This window comes from Actinacidiphila epipremni (assembly GCF_012034175.1).
GTDB lineage: Bacteria > Actinomycetota > Actinomycetes > Streptomycetales > Streptomycetaceae > Actinacidiphila > Actinacidiphila epipremni.
On sequence record NZ_JAATEJ010000002.1, the window covers coordinates 338,707 to 357,369 of the forward strand.

At 74.6% G+C, this 18,663-nt stretch carries 8 protein-coding genes; 2 read left to right on the plus strand and 6 right to left on the minus strand.

From position 1 onward, the window contains the following. Positions 1 to 40: 40 nt before the first annotated feature. Genes HCN08_RS04375 through HCN08_RS04400 form a run of 6 tightly spaced genes read right to left on the minus strand, consistent with a single transcriptional unit; the run spans position 41 to position 11,551 of the window. Positions 41 to 5,698 (minus strand): non-ribosomal peptide synthetase/MFS transporter, encoded by a 5,658-nt coding sequence (locus HCN08_RS04375; RefSeq protein ID WP_167981497.1) that lies wholly within the window; start codon positions 5,696 to 5,698, stop codon positions 41 to 43. Continuing rightward, the gene (locus tag HCN08_RS04380; protein WP_167981498.1) at positions 5,698 to 6,804 is read right to left on the minus strand and encodes a 2-oxo acid dehydrogenase subunit E2; all 1,107 of its coding nucleotides are present in this window, start codon (positions 6,802 to 6,804) and stop codon (positions 5,698 to 5,700) included. Before HCN08_RS04380 ends, HCN08_RS04375 begins: the two co-directional genes overlap by 1 nt. Next, positions 6,797 to 7,765 (minus strand): alpha-ketoacid dehydrogenase subunit beta, encoded by a 969-nt coding sequence (locus tag HCN08_RS04385; protein WP_167981499.1) that lies wholly within the window; start codon positions 7,763 to 7,765, stop codon positions 6,797 to 6,799. The genes HCN08_RS04380 and HCN08_RS04385 overlap by 8 nt, the downstream gene beginning before the upstream one ends. Then, on the minus strand, positions 7,762 to 8,685 hold the full coding sequence (locus tag HCN08_RS04390; protein ID WP_322974220.1) for a thiamine pyrophosphate-dependent dehydrogenase E1 component subunit alpha: 924 nt from the start codon (positions 8,683 to 8,685) through the stop codon (positions 7,762 to 7,764). Before HCN08_RS04390 ends, HCN08_RS04385 begins: the two co-directional genes overlap by 4 nt. Then, positions 8,682 to 10,148: a condensation domain-containing protein gene (locus HCN08_RS04395; protein WP_167981500.1), complete on the minus strand. Its 1,467-nt coding sequence runs from the start codon at positions 10,146 to 10,148 to the stop codon at positions 8,682 to 8,684. The genes HCN08_RS04390 and HCN08_RS04395 overlap by 4 nt, the downstream gene beginning before the upstream one ends. Continuing rightward, positions 10,145 to 11,551, minus strand: coding sequence for a class I adenylate-forming enzyme family protein (locus tag HCN08_RS04400; RefSeq protein WP_167981501.1), 1,407 nt, complete (start codon positions 11,549 to 11,551; stop codon positions 10,145 to 10,147). Before HCN08_RS04400 ends, HCN08_RS04395 begins: the two co-directional genes overlap by 4 nt. 298 nt (positions 11,552 to 11,849) lie before the next feature. Between HCN08_RS04400 and HCN08_RS04405 the strand changes: the two genes are divergently transcribed. Next, entirely contained in the window at positions 11,850 to 17,960 is a 6,111-nt protein-coding gene (locus tag HCN08_RS04405) for a non-ribosomal peptide synthetase (RefSeq protein WP_167981502.1), read from the plus strand. Continuing rightward, positions 17,957 to 18,226, plus strand: coding sequence for a phosphopantetheine-binding protein (locus HCN08_RS04410; RefSeq protein ID WP_167981503.1), 270 nt, complete (start codon positions 17,957 to 17,959; stop codon positions 18,224 to 18,226). The genes HCN08_RS04405 and HCN08_RS04410 overlap by 4 nt, the downstream gene beginning before the upstream one ends. The last annotated feature ends 437 nt before the right edge of the window (positions 18,227 to 18,663 follow it).

Consider the following 18,663-nt stretch of genomic DNA (forward strand, 5'->3'; position numbering starts at 1 on the left):
GACAATCCCGCCCCGGCCCGGCGGCACAAGGCCCACGACCTCAGCCCACCGGAGCCGGAGCCGCCTCCGGGGCCGCCTCCGAAACAGCCTCCGATGCCGCCTCCGGAGCCGCCGGCGCCGCCTCCCGGCGCGAGGCCAGCGCCTCCATCCCGAGCAGATCGTCCGGCACCGCGTCCGGCATGTCCGTGTCGAACCGCGCGAGCCGCCTGATCCGCAGCGCGCCCGCCACGACCAGCACCATGCCCACCGAGCACACCAGGAACATGAACGCGACACCCCGCCCCGGCCCCGTCCCGACCACATGCCCGGCGGTCGAGGCGAGCGCCCCGTGCCGGGTGAGCAGCCGGTCGAACAGCTCGGACCCGAAGGGCGCGATCACGCCCATCCCGATCGGCAGCGTCGACCACGCGACCAGCGTGTTGAGCGCGAAGACCCGCCCGTGGTAGCGGTACGGCACCTTGAGCTGCACGATCGTCGTGTAGACGGAGTTCATGATCGTCAGGAAGTACGTCAGCGCGAACGCGCCCGCCCCGATCAGCCACAGCGACGGCCGCAGGCTCACCAGCACCCCGCCGCCGGCCATGCACAGCGTCGTGCCGAGCACCGCCCGGAAGCGCATCGCGCGCGGCCCGCCCCACAGCGCCATCGTCGTACCGCCCAGCATGATGCCGAGCCCGCTGACGACCGAGATCCGGCCGACGTCGCCGAGCGAGGCGAAGGACAGCACGAGCGGCGAGACGAGCAGCAGCAGCGGCGACAGGAAGAGGTTGAGCACGGCGAAGAAGGCCAGCACCGAGCGCAGCCCGCGGTCGTGCCAGGTGTAGCTGAAGCCCTTGGCGATCTCCGTGGTCAGCGGCTCGCGGGGCCGCCACGGCAGCGTGTCGGGGAAGCGGACCAGCAGCACGACGGCGACGGCGAAGACGTAGCTGATGACGTCGATCATGACGATGCCGCCGAGCCCGATGACGCTCAGCAGGCCCGCCGCGATCAGCGGCACGACGAGCTGGGCGACGCCGTTGGTCATCTGCGTGACGCCGATGGCGTGGCCCAGGTACTGCTTGGGCACCAGCTGCGGCACCGCCGAGCCGTACGCGAGGCGCTGGAAGGTCGTGCTGATCGACAGCGCCGTGACCAGCAGGTAGATCTGCCACACGTGGACGCCGCCGGTGAGGATGAGCGCCGCGAGGACCGCCTCGATCACGCCGGAGGCGGCGTCCGCGGCGAGCATGACGCGCCGCCGGTCGCCGCGGTCGACGATCGCGCCGGCGAGCGGGGAGATGAGCAGGCCGGCGAGGTTGAGCACCGCGATGAGGGAGAACTGCGCGAGGGACTTGTGGTCCACCAGCACGGTGAGCGGCAGCGCCCAGCCGGTCAGGGCCGAGCCGATGAGCGAGATCTGCTGGCCGCTGGCGATGGTGAGGAAGCGCCCCATGCTCGGCCGCACCCGCGAGACCGCCTCGGCCTTGGCCGCCGCCTCCGACTCCGGCGTGGCGACGTCCTCGACCCACCATGTGTCGGATTCCTTACGTGGCGGGGGGTCGCCGAGCCGGGTGTGGGTGGTCAGGACGGTCGCCAACTCCTCGGCGCGGTAGCGGAGGAAGAAGTGGCCGCCCTCGTCCAGGACGACGAGCGCGGAGGTGTCGGTGAAGGCCCGCCACTCCTTGAAGCGCTCCTGGTACATCTGCGTCGCCGGGTCGCGCTCGCCGATGACCGAGATGATCGGGGCGTAGAGCTTACGGCGGTCGGGCTGGTCGAAGAGCCTGGTGAAATACTCCTCCGCGGCCTTGGAGTCGTGCCGCATCGTACGGATGATGCGGTCGGCGACGGCCGGCTCCAGCTCGTCGAGGTCGACACCGCGCGCCTTGAGCGAGTCCAGGTCGCTCTGGCTGCTGCGCAGCCGCTCGAAGAAGTCCGGCCGGGTCAACTTCCGCCACAGGCCCGCCGGTTGGGCGAAGGGGAAGATCGCGCCGATGTAGCAGGCCTCGACGCGGCGGCCGGCCGCCTCGACCCGCCGCGCCAGCTCGACGGCGAGCGCGGCGCCGACGCCGCAGTGGCCGTAGATCACCAACGGGCCCTCGATGGCGAGGATTTCCTCGGTGGTGCGGGCGGCCAACTCATCGAACTCCATCGGCTCCTCGTCCAGGCCGATGTCGTTGCCGGGGATGGACAGGGCGTAGAGGGCCTGGTCCTTGGGGAGCCGGTCGGCGAGCGGCTGGTAGACGATCGCGCTGCCGGAGCCGTAGGGGACGCAGACGTAGCTGACGGTGGCCGGGCGGCGCGGGGTGAGGCGCTGGAGGAGGGCGCGCGGGCCCTCGGGGGCGGCCTCGGAGGCGAAGGCGGCGAGTTCGGCGACGGTGCGGCAGGAGAACATGTCGACCAGGCCGACCGGCCGGCCGCCGGCCGGGAGCGCGGTGCGCAGCTTCGCCACGACCTGGATAGCGAGCAGCGAATGGCCGCCGAGGTCGAAGAAGTCGTCGTCCAGGCCGATGCGTTCGGCCTCCAGGACCTCCGCCCACACCGCGGCGACGGCCTGCTCGGTCTCGGTGACCGGTGCGCGGTAGGCGGCGGTGGTGACCTCGGGCTCGGGCAGCGCCTTGCGGTCCAGCTTGCCGTTGGGGGTGAGCGGGAGGGCGTCGAGGGCGATGACGTGCGCGGGGACCATGTAGTCGGGCAGGGTGCCGCGGACGGCGTCGCGGGCGGTGGCGGGGTCGTCGGGTCCCTCGGGTCCTGCGACGAGGTAGGCGATCAGCCGCTGGTCGGTGCTGACGACGACGGCCGCCTCGCGGGCGCCGGTCCGCTCGCGCAACGCGGCCTCGATCTCGCCGAGTTCGATGCGCAGGCCGCGCAGCTTGACCTGGTTGTCGAGCCGGCCGAGGAATTCGATGCTGCCGTCGGGCAGCCGGCGGGCGGCGTCGCCGGTGCGGTACCGGCCGCCGGCGAAGCGCTCCGCGGTCAGCTCGGGGCGCTTGTGGTAGCCGAGCGCAACGGCGGCCCCGCCGATGTGCAACTCGCCGGGGACGCCGACCGGTACGGGCTCGCCGTGCTCGTCGAGGATGTCCAGGGTGACGTTCTGGATCGGGTGCCCGATGGGGACGCGGGCGCGGCCGGCGAGCGTGCCGGGCGTGCACTGCCAGGACGAGACGTCGATGGCGGCCTCGGTGGGGCCGTACAGGTTGTGCAGTTCGGTGCCGGGGAGGGTGCGCAGGCAGCGGGCGGCGAGGTCCACGGGCAGTTCCTCGCCGCTGCAGATGATGCGGCGCAGGCTCGCGCAGCCGGCGGCGGGGTCCTCGCCGGACAGGAACAGGCCCAGCATGGACGGCACGAAATGCGCGGTGGTGACGGCCTGTTCGGCGATGAGGGTACGCAGGTGGCCGGGGTCGCGGTGGCCGCCGGGTTCGGCGAGGACGAGGCGGGCGCCGGCGAGCAGCGGCCAGAAGAACTCCCAGACGGAGACGTCGAATCCGGCCGGCGTCTTCTGCAACACCGCGTCGGCGGCGTCCAGTCGGTACCGCTTCTGCATCCAGTCCAGCCGGTTGACGATGCCGCGGTGGGAGTTGGGCACGCCCTTGGGGCGGCCGGTCGAGCCCGAGGTGTAGATCATGTACGCGGGGCCGCCGGGCTCCCCGGCGGGCGCGGGGGCCGTCTCCGGCTGGTCCGCCCATACGGCGGGGTCGTCGAGGGCGAGCACGGTCGCGGTGGTGCCGGCGAGCGCGGTGGCGGTGCCGGCGGTGTCGCCGAGCGCGCCCTGCGCGGTGCCTTCGAGCAGCCGCCGCTGGGTGAGGACGACCGGAGCCTCGGCGTCCTGGAGCATGAACTCCAGGCGCTCGGCCGGGTATTCGGGGTCGAGCGGTACGTAGGCGGCGCCGGTCCTGAGCACGCCGAGCAGGGCCGCCGGCAGGTCGAGGCAGCGCTCAGCGCACACGGCGACGAGCGCGCCGGGGCCGACGCCTTCGGCGAGCAGGCGGTGGGCGATGCGGTTGGCGCGGGCGTCGAGTGCGGCGTACGTGAGGGTGTCGGCGCCGAAGGTGACGGCGGGCGCGTCCGGGGTGCGGGCGATCTGCTCGGCGACCAGGCCGTGCAGGGTCGCGGTCGCGGGGAAGTCGGCGGCGGTGGCGTTCCAGCCGGCCAGCAGGGCGGTTTCGGCGTCGTCCAGCATCGGCAGCCGGCTCACGGCGGTGCCGGGGGCGGCGACGGCGGAGCGCAGCAGCGTCTCCAGGTGGCGGGCCATGCGTGCGATCGTGGCCGGCTCGAAGAGCGCCGTCTTGTAGGTGAACGTGCAGGCCAGGCCGCCCTCGCCGGCCGGGACGACATAGAGCTCCAGGTCGTGCCGGGAGGCGCCGGGCAGCAGCGGGAAGTCCTCGACGGTGAGCTCGGCGCCGCCGTCCGCGCCGGTGGCGGCGGGGAAGTCGTGCAGGGAGAAGAGCGCGTCGACGAGCGGCTGCCGGCTCGGGTCGCGCGGGACGTTCAGCTCCTCCACGAGCCGGGCGAAGGACAGTTCCTGGTGGTCCAGGGCGTCGATGACGACATCGCGTGTGCGGGCGAGGAGTTGGGCGAAAGTCGGGTCGTCGGCCAACTCGGCGCGCAGGACGAGGGTGTTGACGAACATGCCGACGACGCCCTCGTATTCGGGCCGGGTGCGGCCCGCGACCGGGGTGCCGACGCCGAACTCGCGTCGGCCGGTGGTGCGGGAGAGCAGCGTCTGGAAGCCGGCGAGCACGGTCATGAACCGGGTCGTGCCGTGGGTGCGGCCCAACTCGTCGAGGGCGGCGGTGAGTTCGGCGTCGAGGAGGTGGACGTGGGAGGCGCCCTCGAAGCGCTGCCGGGCCGGCCGGGGCAGGTCGGTGGTGAGGTCCAGCCGCGGCAGGCCGGCGAGCTGCCGCAGCCAGTAGGCGCTCTCGCGCTCCAGGGTGCGCTCGCGCTGCCAGGCGGCGATGTCGCCGAACCGCACGGCGGGCGCGGGGCCGGCCTCGCCGCGGTAGAGGGCGACCAGGTCGCGTACCAGCACCTGCGCGGACTGCCCGTCGGCCACGAGGTGGTGCACCAGCAGCGCGAGGACGTGCTCGCCGGGGGCGTCGGCGATGTCGGCGGCGTCGGCGGTGTCGGCGGACTCCGCGCGATCCGGGCCGTCAGCCGCGTGCGGGCCAGCCGCCGGGTGCGGACCGCCCACCGGGTTCGCGCCGCCCGCCGGGTGCGGCCCGCCCGCCCGGTCCGAGCCGCCCGCCGGGTCCGCGCTTCCGGCGTCCAGGCGCTCGACGAGCAGGGCCCGCAGCAGCGGGCCCTCCGCCGGGTCCAGCGGGATGCCGCACTCCGTGTCGATGAGCGCCCGCGTCTGCTCGTCGCTCGCCGCGGCGCCCCGGGCGAGCGGCACCCGCACGTCGGGCAGGACGTGCACCGCGGGGTGGCCCTCGCCGTCAGCGGGGAAGCGGTGCCGCAACGCGTCGTGGCGGCGCGGCAGTTCGGCGAGGGCCGCTTCCAGCCGGGGGACGTCCAGCGGGCCGCGCAGCCGTACGGCCAGCGCGATCGTGTACGTGGCCGTGCCCGGCATGTACTGCTCCATGAACCACAACGGCTCCTGCGCGGGCGCGAGTACGGCGGGCGCGTCCGCGGGCCGTACCGGGATCCCGGGCGCCTCGCGCCGGCCGCTGAGCCGGCGCCTGAGCAATTCCCGCTTCGCCTCGGACAGTTCGACGGCCGACATCAGGCGAGCCCTTCCATGGAGGTCTTGAGTGCGTGCAGGAACCGCGTCGCGTCCCGCCCGTTGATCAACCGGTGGTCATAGGCGAGCCCGATGTTCGCCGGCGCCCCGTCCGGCGGCGAGGTCACGGCGAGCGCGCACACGGTGCCCGGCAGCACGAACGGCACCGCGAGCACGACGTCGGCGTCGGTGTGCAAAGTGACGACGAAATTGGCCCCGCCGAGGTCGCTCTCGCTGAACGTGCCGCTGGTCGCGGCGAGTCGGTACTTCATGAGCTGCGTCGCGATCTCCCCGAGGCTCCGCTCGGCGGCGTCCCGCACGCAGGGCACGTACAGCCCCTCCCCGAGGTCCACGGTGACCCCGATGTGCGGGACGTCCGCGAGCAGGGCGGTGTCGCCGTCCACGGCGGCGAAGAAGCGCGGGAACTCCGGCTGGAGCAGGGCGACTTCCCGTACGAACAGCTCCGCGAGCCCCACCGGCCGCCGCACCTCGCGGGTGACCCGGGCCCCGTGGGCGAGCGCGGGCCCGAGGTCCATCCGCACGACGGTGTACGCGGCGGGGATCGTCCGATGCGACAGCGCCACGGCCCGCGCGACCCCCTGCTGCACCCGCCCGAGCGGTACGCGCACGCCACCGGGCGCGGCCTCGGCGCTGTCGTCCGGCGACGCCACGGCGGGCGCGGCCTCGGCGGGGCGCAGGGCGGCGATGTGCTCGCGGCGGACGACGGTCCTGCCGAGGGCGGCGACCTCGGCCGGGGTGACGCCCAGTTCGGCGATGAGCTGCCGGGCCGGGCGGGTGACCAGCGGGCCGCCCTCGGCGGCGGGCCCCGGCCCCGGCTCGGGCGGAGCGCCGGCCGGCGGCGGTCCGGCCTCGGCACCCGCGGGGCCGATCGCGGCGATCGACGCGCCCGGCCGGCAGCGGGCGCCCGCCGGCAGGCGGTGGTGCAGAACGCCGGCCGCGGTCGCCTCCAGCTCCTCGGCGGCCTTGGACGTCTCCACGACCGCCACCGGGTCGCCCGCGGCGACCGGCGTCGCGTCGGGGACGAGCCAGTCCGTCAGGACGTACTCGGTGTCGTTGTTGTTGAGCTTCGGGACGAGGAGGTCAGGCACGGAGGGTCTCCAGGATCGTGCGGTGGACGGCCTCCGCGCCGACGAGGACGTCGCGTTCGAGGTGGGCGGCGGTGGGGATGACGGAGTCGGCGGAGTGGATCAGGGTGACGGGGCCGGAGAGGCGGGACCAGTGCCGGGTGTGCAGGACATGGGCGACCTCCGCACCCCACGTGCCGCCCGCCGTGCCCTCCTCGACGACGAACACCCGGTCCACCTCCGGCAGTTCGAGCTCCACCGGATACAGCCGGGAGGGCACGAGCAGCGTGCAGAGCACGTCCTCCTCGACCAGCAGCGTGCGCATCGCGGCCAGCACCCGGTGCGCGACCCCGCCGCCGGCGACGACCACGCAGTCCGGCCGCTCCCCGGGCAGCGACACCTCCGCCACCGCTCCTTGCGCGCGCAGCGCGAACGGCGGCTCCACCTCGTACATCGCCCGGGTGTAGAGGACCTTGTCCTCGAACAGCACGCAGGGCTCGGCCCGTTGCAGCATCTCCGCGAAGACCTCGGCGTTGTCGCGGAAGGGCGAGGTCTCGTAGAGCGCGAGCCCGGGCACGCCGACGAAATGCTTCTGGAGGCTCTGGCTGTGCGTGGGCCCGTAGCCGCGCCCACCGCCGACGGGGCAGCGCAGCACCATCCGCATCGGCACCCTGGAGCCGTACATGGAGACGGACTTGGCGGCGAAGTTGACCAACTGGTCGAAGGCCAGCGCCGCGAAGTCGCCGAACATCATCTCGACGACCGCCCCGTCCCCGGCGAGCGCGAGCCCGGCCGCCACGCCGGTGATCGCGTTCTCGCTGATCGGCGTGGTCAGCACCCGCTCGGGGAAGCGGGTGGACAGCCCCCGGGTGATCTTGAAGGCGCCGCCGTACGGGTCGGCGACGTCCTCGCCGAGCAGGTGCACGGTCGGATCGTGCTCCATGAGGCCGTGCAGTGCGGCGTTCAGGTTCTCCGCGACCCTCATGCCGGCTCCCTCCCGGTGACGTCCGCGGCGACCGCGTCGATACGGGCCCGGGCGGCGGCGTCGAGCCGGGCGAACCGCTCGGGGTCGGCGGCGGCGTAGCGCGGGTACCAGTCGGCGGCGTGCGCGGCGGCGATCTCCTCGGCGCCGCGGGTGTCGTCGCCCTTGCTGTGCGGGCCGAGCCGGTGGGTGGCGAACTCCGCGACGAGCGGCCGTCCTTGCCGTACGGCGGCGACCGCGGGCGCGAGCAGCGTACGGATCGCGTCGAGGTCGACGGAGTCGGTGCGGAGGTGGGCGATGCCGAACGCGGCGGCGCGGCCGGCGATGGTGCCGGCCATGTTGCGTGCGGTGGGGGTGGATTGGGCGATGCCGTTGTTCTCCACGACGACCAGCAGCGGCAGTTGCCACAGCGCGGCGAGGTTCAGTGCCTCGTAGACGCCGCCCTCGCCGAAGGTGCCGTCGCCGATGTAGACGCAGGCCAGGGCGCCGGGTTCGGCGCGCTTGAGGTGCAGGGTGACACCGCAGGCAACCGGCAGGCTCTCGCCCTGGACGCCGGTGGACAGATACCGGTCGCGCCGGATGTGCTGGCTGCCGCCGACCCCGCCGCAGACTGCCCCGCGGCGGCCCATGATCTCGGCGAGCAAGCCCTCGGGGTCGCGGTGCCGGGCAAGGTAGTGGCCGTGGCCGCGGTGGTTGCTGAAGACGTGGTCGGCGGGCCGCAGCAGCGGTTCGAGGGCGACGGGTACGTACTCCTGGCCGAGGCAGGTGTGGGTCGTGCCGTTGAGCATGCCGCGCTCGAAGAGGTCGAGGAGCTTGCGCTCGAAGGCGCGGATGGTGAGCAGCTGGGTGAGGTCGTCGTCGGACGGGCCGACCGCGCTGACCTGGCCCGACGCGTGGGAGCGCTCCCAGATCGAGACGCTCACCGGCGGACCACCGCAACGACACCGGCGACGGTGGAGTGGTCGAAGAAGTCGTCCAGGCCGATCTCCAGGCCCAGTTGCTCCTGCATACGGGCGATGATCCGGGTGATGGTGAGCGAGTGGCCGCCGAGGTCGAAGATGTCGTCGTGCAGGCCGATCGGCGACTGCTCCAGCACCTGCTCCCAGATCTCCCGGACCTGCGCGACCAGCGGGTCGGCCGCGGCGAGCGCGTCGTCCTCGGCATCCTGGGCCGCGGGCGCGGGAGTTGGCACCGTCGCGGCTGCGGCGGGCGGTGGTTCCACCGGGGCGGCGAAGTCGACGAGGTCGGCGAGCCGGCGCCGCGGTCCGGCCGCGATCGCGGTGAGCAGCCGCGTGAGGTCGTCCACCAGGCGCCCGGCGGCGGGCAGTTCGAGCGGGTCGTAGCGCAGGCTGGCGAGGGCGCCGTCCGGGCCGTGTGCGACCTGGAGTTGCAGGGCGCCGCGCACGCTGTGGTTGAAAGCCAGCCAGCTCACCTCGCCCAGCGGGCTGCGGCCCTGCGGCAGCCGCCGGTAGCTGATCGACACCGGGGCGAGCGCGGTGTGCGGCCGGAGCCCCGGCACCGCGCGGGCCAGCGGGACCTCGCGGTAGCGGTAGACCTCGCGCAGTTCGGCGCGCAGGGCCGCGGCGAAGTCGGCGAAGGGCGTGCTGCCCGACGGCCGGGAGGCCAGCGGGAGTTCGTTGACGTACGGGCCGATGTGCCCGGCCTCGCGCGGGGTGCGGGTGCTGAGGTCCAGCGCGGTGACGACCTCGGGGTTGCCGTAGGAGGCGAGCAGGGTGTGGACGGCGGCGACCAGCACCTCGAAGGGCGTCAGGCCCTCGATCTCCGGGATGCCCAGCGGCAGTTCGAGGACGTCTGCGGCGGCGGCGCCGCGCGAGCGCAGGAAGCCGCCGGGGATCGCGGTGTCGGCGGCCTCGTGCCGGCGCCCGGCCCAGAAGACCGCCGCCTCGGGCAGCAGTGCGGCGACCCGCTCGCGCTGCTCGGCGGCGTGGTCGGCGGGCTCCGACTCGGGCAGGACGGCGCCCTCGTAGGCGGCGGCGAGGTCGGCGACCAGGACGTCCTTGGAGGCGCCGTCGAAGACCAGGTGGTGGGCGACGGCGACCAGCGTGTCCTCGCCGACCAGCGCGAAGCGCACGAGCGGCCCGGTGCGCAGGTCGAAGGGCCGGGTGACGGCCTCGGCGAGGCTGCCGGCCTCCTCCAGCGCGGGGAGCTGCGCGGCGGGCACCAGCACCGGGTCGCCGCCGGTGTCGTCCAGCGCGCAGCCGAGCAGCGGATGCCGCTCGACGACGGCCCGGCACGCCTTGGCGAGCGCGCCGCGGTCCGGGGCGGCGTCCAGGGCGATCACGATCGGCATGTGGTAGGCGGTGCCGGCGCCCATGCGGGCGGCGATCCACATCCCATGCTGGGTGAAGGAGAGTTGGCGGTTCATCGGACGACCTCTCGCAGGGCGCGCTTGTCCACCTTGCCGCCGTGGTTGCGGGGCAGGGCGTCGAGCGTGATCAGGTGGTGCGGCTGCTCGTGGGGGGCCAGCCGGGTCTTGAGGAAGGCGCGCAGCTCGGTGTGGTCGGCGGCGCCGACGACGGCGACGGCGACCGCGGTGCCGAGCGCGTCGTGCGGGACGCCGAAGGCGGCGGCCTCGACGACGCCGGGGTGCTCGTAGACGGCCTCCTCGACGTGCAGCGTGGAGACCTTGTGCGCACCGGACTTGACGATGTCGCTCTCCCGGTCGACCAGGTAGAGGTAGCCGTCGGCGTCGAGGCGGCCGAGGTCGCCCATGCGGATCCAGCCGTCGCGGAAGACGCTGCCGGAGGCGGCCTCGTCGCCGTAGTAGTGGCGGCTGGCGGTGGGCGAGCGCATCCACACCTCGCCGGTCTGGCCGGCCGGCAGCGGTGCGCCCTCGGCGGTGGCGATGCGGACGGCGCCACCGGAGGCGGGGCGGCCGACGCTGGAGGGGCGGCCGGCGTCGTAGAGCATCACGGTCTGCGCGGGCGCGGCCTCGGTGGAGGTGTAGTAGTTGGCGATCGTGGCGCGCGGGAAGGCCGCGGTGAGCTCGGCGGCGATCCGGGCCGGGAGCGGGGCGGCGGCGGAGCCGAGCAGCAGCACGCTGGACAGGTCGGCCTTCACGTGGGCCCCGGCGGCGAGCAGTTCGATGGCCATGGTGGGGACGAGGAAGACGGTGCCGGCGCGGTGCTCCTCGATCATGCGGGCGAAGCGCCCGGGCGTGAAGCGGCCGAGGGTGAGCACGGCGGGGTGGGCGCCGACGGCGTTGGCGAGCATCCACTGGCCGGCGTTGGTGCCGATGGGGAAGGCGTGCGCGAGGGTCTGCGAGTGTGCGAACGGCCGCCGCCTGCCGCCCCATCCGTAGCCGAGGTTGGCGTGGCTGGCGGCAACGCCCTTGGGGCGCCCGGTGGTTCCGGAGGTGTAGAGGATCTGGGCGAGGTCGCCGGCCGCGGGCTGCGGCAGCCCGCCTGCCGGTTCCGGTTCCGCGGTGGGCAGTTCGCCGGGGCGCAGGACGAGCGTGGCGCCGCAGTGGGCGAGCCGGGTGTCGAGGTCGGCGGCGGCGAGCTGGTCGGACAGCGGTACGGCGACGGCGCCGGCCTTCAGGACGCCGAAGAAGGCGACGGCGTAGTCGATCCAGTCGGCGTTGCCGAAGACCAGGCCGATCCGGTCGCCGTGGGCGACACCGCGGCGCAGCAGCCCGGCGGCGACGGCGTCGGAGCGCCGCCACCAGTTTTCGAAAGTAAGGTTTCCTGCCCCCGCAACTTTCAAGGCAGTGCGGTCGGATTCCGCTTCCGCGCGTATGCGCAGCAGTTCGGACAGGGTCGTGCCCACGTGCTGATCCCCCTGGTACCGCTGGTACAACACCGGTCGGAAACCGGTGATTTGGACGGGATCGACACCGCGCGGGCGGCGAGCACATCCCCCCGAAACTCGCTCATTGACTGAGCGGGCCTCACCCTGGCATCGTCACCCAGAACCGTCAACCCTTTCGAATGTGTCGGCCAGGTTTACGAAACCTTCCGCCGCACCATGCGTCACAGCCGCCCCGTGACCGCCATCCCGCGGCCCCGCAGCTGCGCTCCCGCACCCCCTCGCACCCCTTCGCACCGCACCGCACGTGGAGACATCTGTGAAGACCGGACCGCTGTCGGCCGGGCAGCAGCGCCTGTGGTTCCTGCACCAGTTCGACCCCAAGGACCCGTCGCACAACGCCGGTTACGCCTACCGGCTGCGTGGCGCGCTGGACGTGGACGCCCTCGCGGCGGCCTTCACCGCGGTCGCCGCCCGGCACGGCGCGCTGCGCACCCGCTTCACCGCCGAGGGCGGCGAGCCCCGCGCGGTCGTCGAGGACCCGCGGCCGGTCACCGTCGAAGTGGTGCAAGCGGAATCGCCGCGGGACGCCGAGCGGATCGTCGCCGCCCGCGCCAACACGCCCTTCGACCTGACCGCCGCACCGCCGCTGCGGGTCACCGTCGTGCGGCTCGGGGCGGACGACCATGTGCTGTGCGTCGTCACCCACCACATCAACAGCGACGGCTGGTCGTTCAACGTGCTGCGCGACGAGGTCGCCGCCCACTACGCCGGACTGCCGCTGCCCGACGCCCCGTTGCAGTACGCCGACGTCGTCGCGCAGGCGCCGGGGGCCGAGCCGGACCCGGCGTGGTGGGTGGCCCGGCTGAGCGGAGCGCCCGACCTGGAGCTGCCCACCGACCGGCCGCGCCCCGCCGAGCGCGGCACCGAGGGCGCGGATGTGCGCTTCGAGGTGCCCGTGGAACTCGCCGAGGCGGTACGGGAGTTGGCCCGGCGGGCGCGCTGCACGCCGTACATGGTGCTGCTCGCGGCGTGGCAGGTGCTGCTCGCCCGGCACAGCGGGCAGGCCGGCTTCTGCGTCGGCACCCCGGCCGCCGGCCGCGGCCGGCCCGAACTGGAAGGCGTCATCGGGTACTTGTCCACCACGATGGTGCTGCGCTGCGACCTGTCCGCGGACCCCTCCTTCACCGAGCTGCTGCGGGCCACCCGCCGCGAGGTGCTGGCCGCGCTCGCGCACCCCGAGGTGCCCTTCGAGCAGCTGGTCGGCGCGCTCGGCGTGGACCGCGACCTGAGCCGTACGCCCCTCTACCAGGCGATGTTCGCGCTGCACACGCACGGCACCGTCGCCGAGCCCGTGCCCGGCCTCGCCGCCGAGCCCTTCCCGCTCGGCTGGCACTCCGCGCGCACGGACCTCTCGCTCGACCTTTACGAGCAGCCGGAGGGCGGGATGGTCGGCTCTCTCATCCACAGCACGGACCTTTTCGACCACGGCACGGCGGTGTCGATGGCGGCGCGCTTCCTGCGTCTGCTCGGCTCCGCCACAGCGGAACCAGAACGTCCGGTCGGCGCACTGGAGTTGCTGCCGCCGCAGGAGCGGGCGCTCATCGCGTCATGGAACGACACCGCCGCCGGGCTGCCGCCGGTGACCCTCGTGGACCTGGTGCGCGAGCGGGCCGCGCAGACGCCGGACGCGGTCGCCCTCGTCGCGGGGCGGACCGTGCTCACCTACGGGCAACTGGTCGGCGCGGCCGAGCGGTTCGCGGCGAGCCTGCGGCAACGCGGTGCCGGACGGGGCGCGTTGGTGGCGGTCATCGGCTCGCGGCGGGCCGAGACGGTGGTGGCGCTGCTGGCCGTCGCGATGTCCGGCGCCGGGTACGTACCGATCGACCCGGAGTATCCGCAGGCCCGGGTGGACTACGTCGTACGGGACTGCGGCGCGGCGCTCGTCCTCACCGACCCGGACCTGGACGGCGTGCTGACCGGCCCCGACGCGCAGGAGCCCACGCCGGAGCCGGAGTTCGGGGAGCGTCCGCAGCCCGGCGACACCGCGTACGTCCTCTACACCTCCGGCTCCACCGGCAATCCCAAGGGCGTGGTGGTGCCGCACCGGGCGCTGGCGAACTTCCTGCTGGCGATGCGCACCCTGCTCGGCAGCTCGGCGGCGGACCGCTGGCTCGCGCTCACCTCGCTCTCCTTCGACATCTCCGGCCTGGAGCTGTACCTGCCGCTGGTCACCGGCGGCCGGGTCGTCGTCGCCGACGCGCGGACCGCGCGGGACGCGGCGGGCCTGGCCGCGCTGATCAGGGACGAGGGCGTCACGCACGTCCAGGCCACGCCGTCCGGCTGGCGGCTGCTGCTCACCGGCGGCTTCCCGCCGGTCACCGCGCTGGCCGGCGGCGAGCCGCTGCCGCCCCGGCTTGCGGCCGAACTGCGCGCGCGGGTAAGCCGGTTGGTCAACGTCTACGGGCCCACGGAGACCACGATCTGGTCCACCGCGTGGGAAGTGCCGGCGCTGCCCGAGCCGCCCGGGCGCATCAGCATCGGCACGCCGATCGCCAACACCACCTGCCACGTCCTCGACCCGCACGGCTCCCCCGCCCCCGTCGGCGTCCCCGGCGAACTGCTCATCGGCGGCGCGGGGGTCGCCGACGGCTACCTCGGCCGCCCGGAGCTGACCGCCGAGCGCTTCGTGGACCTCGCGGGCGAGCGCGTCTACCGCACCGGCGACGTCGTCCGCCGACTCCCGGACGGCACACTGGAGTTCTTCGGCCGCTCCGACGACCAGGTCAAACTCCGCGGCCACCGCATCGAGTTGGGCGAGATCGCCGGCGCCCTGGAGCGCAGCCCGCTGGTCCGCGAGGCCGTCGTCGCCGTCCGGGACGAGAATCTGGTGGCCTTCTACGTGGCCGCGGACCCGGCCGTCCCCGAGGCCGACGCGGCAGCCGGCCTGCGCGGCCACCTCGCCGGGCTGCTCCCCGGCTACATGCTGCCCACCTCGTACGTACGGCTCGGCGCGCTGCCGCTCACGCCCAACGGCAAGGTCGACCGCAAGGCGCTGCCCCGCGCCGGGGCGGCGCACGCGCCGGGCGGCGGCGGGGCGGGGAGGGCGCCGCGGACGGCAGCCGAGAAGCTCGTCGCGGAGGTCTTCGCCGAGGTGCTGGAGGTCGAGGGCGTCCACGCCGGGGACGACTTCTTCGCGCTCGGCGGACACTCACTGCGCGCCGCGATGCTCACCGCGCGGCTCAGCGCCCGCAGCGGCGCCGCGATCCCCATGGGGGACGTCTTCCGGCACCCCGTCGTCGAGGACCTGGCGCGGCTGGTGGACGCCGCCGCGCCCGGCACGGTCTCCGCGCCGGTGCCGCGCCTGCCGGGCACGCAGGCGCCGCTGTCCTTCGCGCAGGAGCGGCTGTGGTTCCTCGCCCGGCTCGACCCGCACGACGCCTCGTACAACATGTGGCTGGCCAAGCGGCTGCGCGGCCCGCTCGACACGGCCGCCCTGCGCCGGGCGCTGGACGGCGTCACCGCGCGGCACGAGATCCTGCGCACGCGCTTCCCCGAGGTGGGCGGCGCGCCCGCCGCGGTCGTCGGGCAACCGGCGCCGGTGCCGCTGGAGTTGCTGGACGCGGCCGACGAACCGGCCGCCTCCGCACTGGTGTCGGCCCGCACCAACACCCCGCTCGACCTCGGCGCGGCCCCGCCGCTGCGGGCGAGCCTGATCCGGCTCGGCCCCGACGAGCACGTCCTGCTGCTGGTGATGCACCACATCCTCGGCGACGGCTGGTCGCTCAACATCCTCTACGACGAACTCGCCGCGCTCTACAGCGGACGTGAACTCCCGCCGCTGCCCGTGCAGTTCGGGGACATCGCGATATGGCAGCGCGCGCAGGACCCGGCGCAGGCGCTGCGCTACTGGCAGGACCGGCTCGCCGACCCCACGCCGCTCGGCCTGCCCATGGACCGCCCGCGCGCGGCCGTGCCCAAGCGCACCGGCGGGCTCACCGCACTGCGGCTGGACGAGCGGGAGACCGCCGCGCTCACCCGGCTCGGGCGCGAGCACCGCGGCACGCTCTTCATGGTGCTGCTCGCCGCCTACCAGGCGGTGCTCGCCCGGCACACCGGCGGCTCCGACATCCTCGTCGGCACGGTCACCGCGGGCCGCGACCGGCTCGAACTGGAGCCCGCGATCGGCTACCTCACCGATGTGCTGGTGCTGCGCGGCGACCTGTCCGGCGACCCGACGATGGCCGAGCTGCTGGCCGCCACGCGGGACGACGTGCTCGGCGCGTTCGCCCACCAGGGCATCCCCTTCGAGGAGTTGGCCGCGCAGCTGAAGGTGGTGCGCGACCCGTCGCGTACCCCGCTCTTCCAGACCATGGCGATCCTGCACACCGAGGGCGCCGACCACGCCGCCGACGCCTTCGCGGGGCTGCGGACCGGCGACTTCGACGGCGGCTTCGAGCAGGCGAAGTTCGACCTGATGCTGGAGGCGTGGGAGGACGGGCGCGAGCTGCTGCTGACGTTCGTCTACGACGCGGAGCTCTTCGACGCGGTCACCGTCGAACGGCTCACCGAGCGCTTCGGCAACCTGCTGCGAGCGCTCCCCGAGCACACCGGCACGCGCTTCTCGGCGGTGCCGATCCTGACCCCGGACGACACCACCGCGCTGGAGGGCCCGCCGCTCAGCGAAGTCCCGCTGGTGCTGGAGCAGTTCGACGCGGTGGTACGGGAACGGCCGGACGCCGCCGCGCTGTCGTGCGCGGACCGGCTCGTGACGTACCGGGAACTGGACGCGCGAGTACGGGAGTTGGCGGCGGAGCTGCCGAGCGGCGGGGTCGTCGGCATCCGGCTCGGCCGGACCGTGGACGCGGTCGCCGGGATGCTCGCGGCATGGCGGGCAGGCAGCGCGTATCTGCCGCTGGACCCCGAATACCCGGCGGCGCGACTGGAGTTCATGACGCGCGACAGCGGCGCGTCGGTCGTGCTGACGCCCGAGGGCGCGGTGCCGTGCGAGGGCGGGACGGCGACGAGCGCGGCGTACGTCATCTACACGTCGGGCTCGACGGGAGTGCCGAAGGGGGTCGCAGTCGGGCACGGGGCGCTCGCCGCGCGGGTGGCGTGGATGCGGGAGGCGTACGGGCTCGGGCCCGGCGACCGGGTCGTGCAGTTCGCGTCGCTGAGCTTCGACACGCACGTGGAGGAGATCTTCCCGGCGCTCGCGGCCGGCGCGCGCATCGACCTGCTCCCGGACGGTGCGATGACGCTCACCGAGCACCTGGACGGGGTGACCGTCCTGGACCTGCCGACGGCGTACTGGCACCACCTGGTCGACGAGATCGACCACGTCCCGTGGCCGGCGGGCCTGCGGCTGGTCATCCTCGGCGGCGAGCAGGTCCACGCGGCGGCCGTGGAGCGGTGGCGCTCGCGCTTCGGCGACCGGGTGCGCCTGGTCAACACGTACGGCCCGACGGAGGCGACGGTCATCGCGACGGCGGCGACCCTCGCGGGCGGCGCGGCCGGCGCGAGCGGCGCGAGCGGCGCGAGCGCGCCGGGCGGCGACCTGAGCGGTGGGCAACCGCCCATCGGGCGGCCCATCGGCGGGACCCGGGTGGTGCTGCTCGGGCCGCACGGGGAGGCCGTACCGCCGGGCTCGCCCGGGGAGTTGTGCATCGGCGGGGCCGGGCTCGCCGAAGGCTACGTCGGGCGGCCGGAGTTGACCGCCGAGCGGTTCGTCGAGGTCGCCGGGTACGGGAGGGTGTACCGCACCGGCGACCGGGCGCGGCTGCGGCGCGACGGGCAGCTGGAATTCCTCGGACGGCTCGACGACCAGGTCAAGTTGCGCGGCTTCCGGATCGAACCCGGCGAGATCGAGGCGCGGATGGGCGGCCGGGGCGCGGTCGCCGTGCACGGCGAGACGCTGGTCGGCTACACCGTGGGCGCGGCGCAGGAGTTGGCCGCGGAGCTGCGGGCCGCGCTGCCGCCGCACCTCGTGCCCGCGGTGTGGGTCGAGCTGGACGCGCTGCCGCTCACGCCCGGCGGGAAGCTGGACCGTGCCGCGCTGCCCGCGCCCGAGCGGTCCGCCGCGGCGGTCGCGCCGCGCACCGACGCGGAGGTGCTGGTCGCGGAGGTCTTCGCGGAGGTGCTGGGCGCGGCGGAGATCGGCGCGCTGGACGACTTCTTCGCGCTCGGCGGGCACTCGCTGCTCGCCGTCAAGGTCATCGCGCGGCTGCGCGCGGCCACGGAGGTCGACCTGCCGATCAGGGCGCTCTTCGACCACGGCACGGTCGCGGGCGTCGCCCGGGCCCTGGAGGACGCGCTGCTCGCCGAACTCGACGGCCTCACCGACGCCGAGGCCGACCGGCTGCTCGCCGAGACCGCGGGCCACGCCGGTAGCGCCGGCCACGCCGGTACCGCCCAGGAAGGAACGCCATGACCCACACCACCCCCGACCACCTCACGGCGATCAGGGAGCGCCTGGCCGAACTCGTCGCGGAGTCCTCCGACGGCGCGATCCCGGCCGCCCGCGCCCTCGCCGCCACGACCCCGCTGTCCGACCTGGGCCTGTCCTCCCTCTCCCGGATGCGCCTGGTCGACGCGGTCGAGGACGAATACGACGTCGAGATCGACCTCGACGGCGCCGGCTGGGACCTGGTCGACGACCTCACCGCCCTCGCCACCCACCTGGCCACCCCCCGATGACCCCGCACCCCGGCGCAAGCGCCCCCGAAGCCGAGGCATACGCCACCCCTGACCCCGAGCGCGGCCCGGCCCCGAGCAGCGCGCCCGGCGCGGCAACTGCGAACGCGGGCTGCGGGCTCGTGGCAACCGCGGGCCCGGACCCCGCCACGCCCGCCGCCGCAGACGCAGGCAGCAGCCCGCAAACCACCACCCCAACCCCCGACGCCACAGGCTCGGCCGCAGCCCCAAGCCCCGCACCCAGCGCGGCAGATACGCGCCCACGACCCGACGCGCCCGGGGGCCCGCTCGCGCCCGCCGCCGCAGACGCAGGCAGCAGCCCGCAAACCACCACCCCAACCCCCGACGCCGCAAACTCGGCCGCAGCCCCAAGCCCCGCACCCAGCGCGGCAGATACGCGCCCACGACCCGACGCGCCCGGTGTCGCAAGCGCCGGCCCG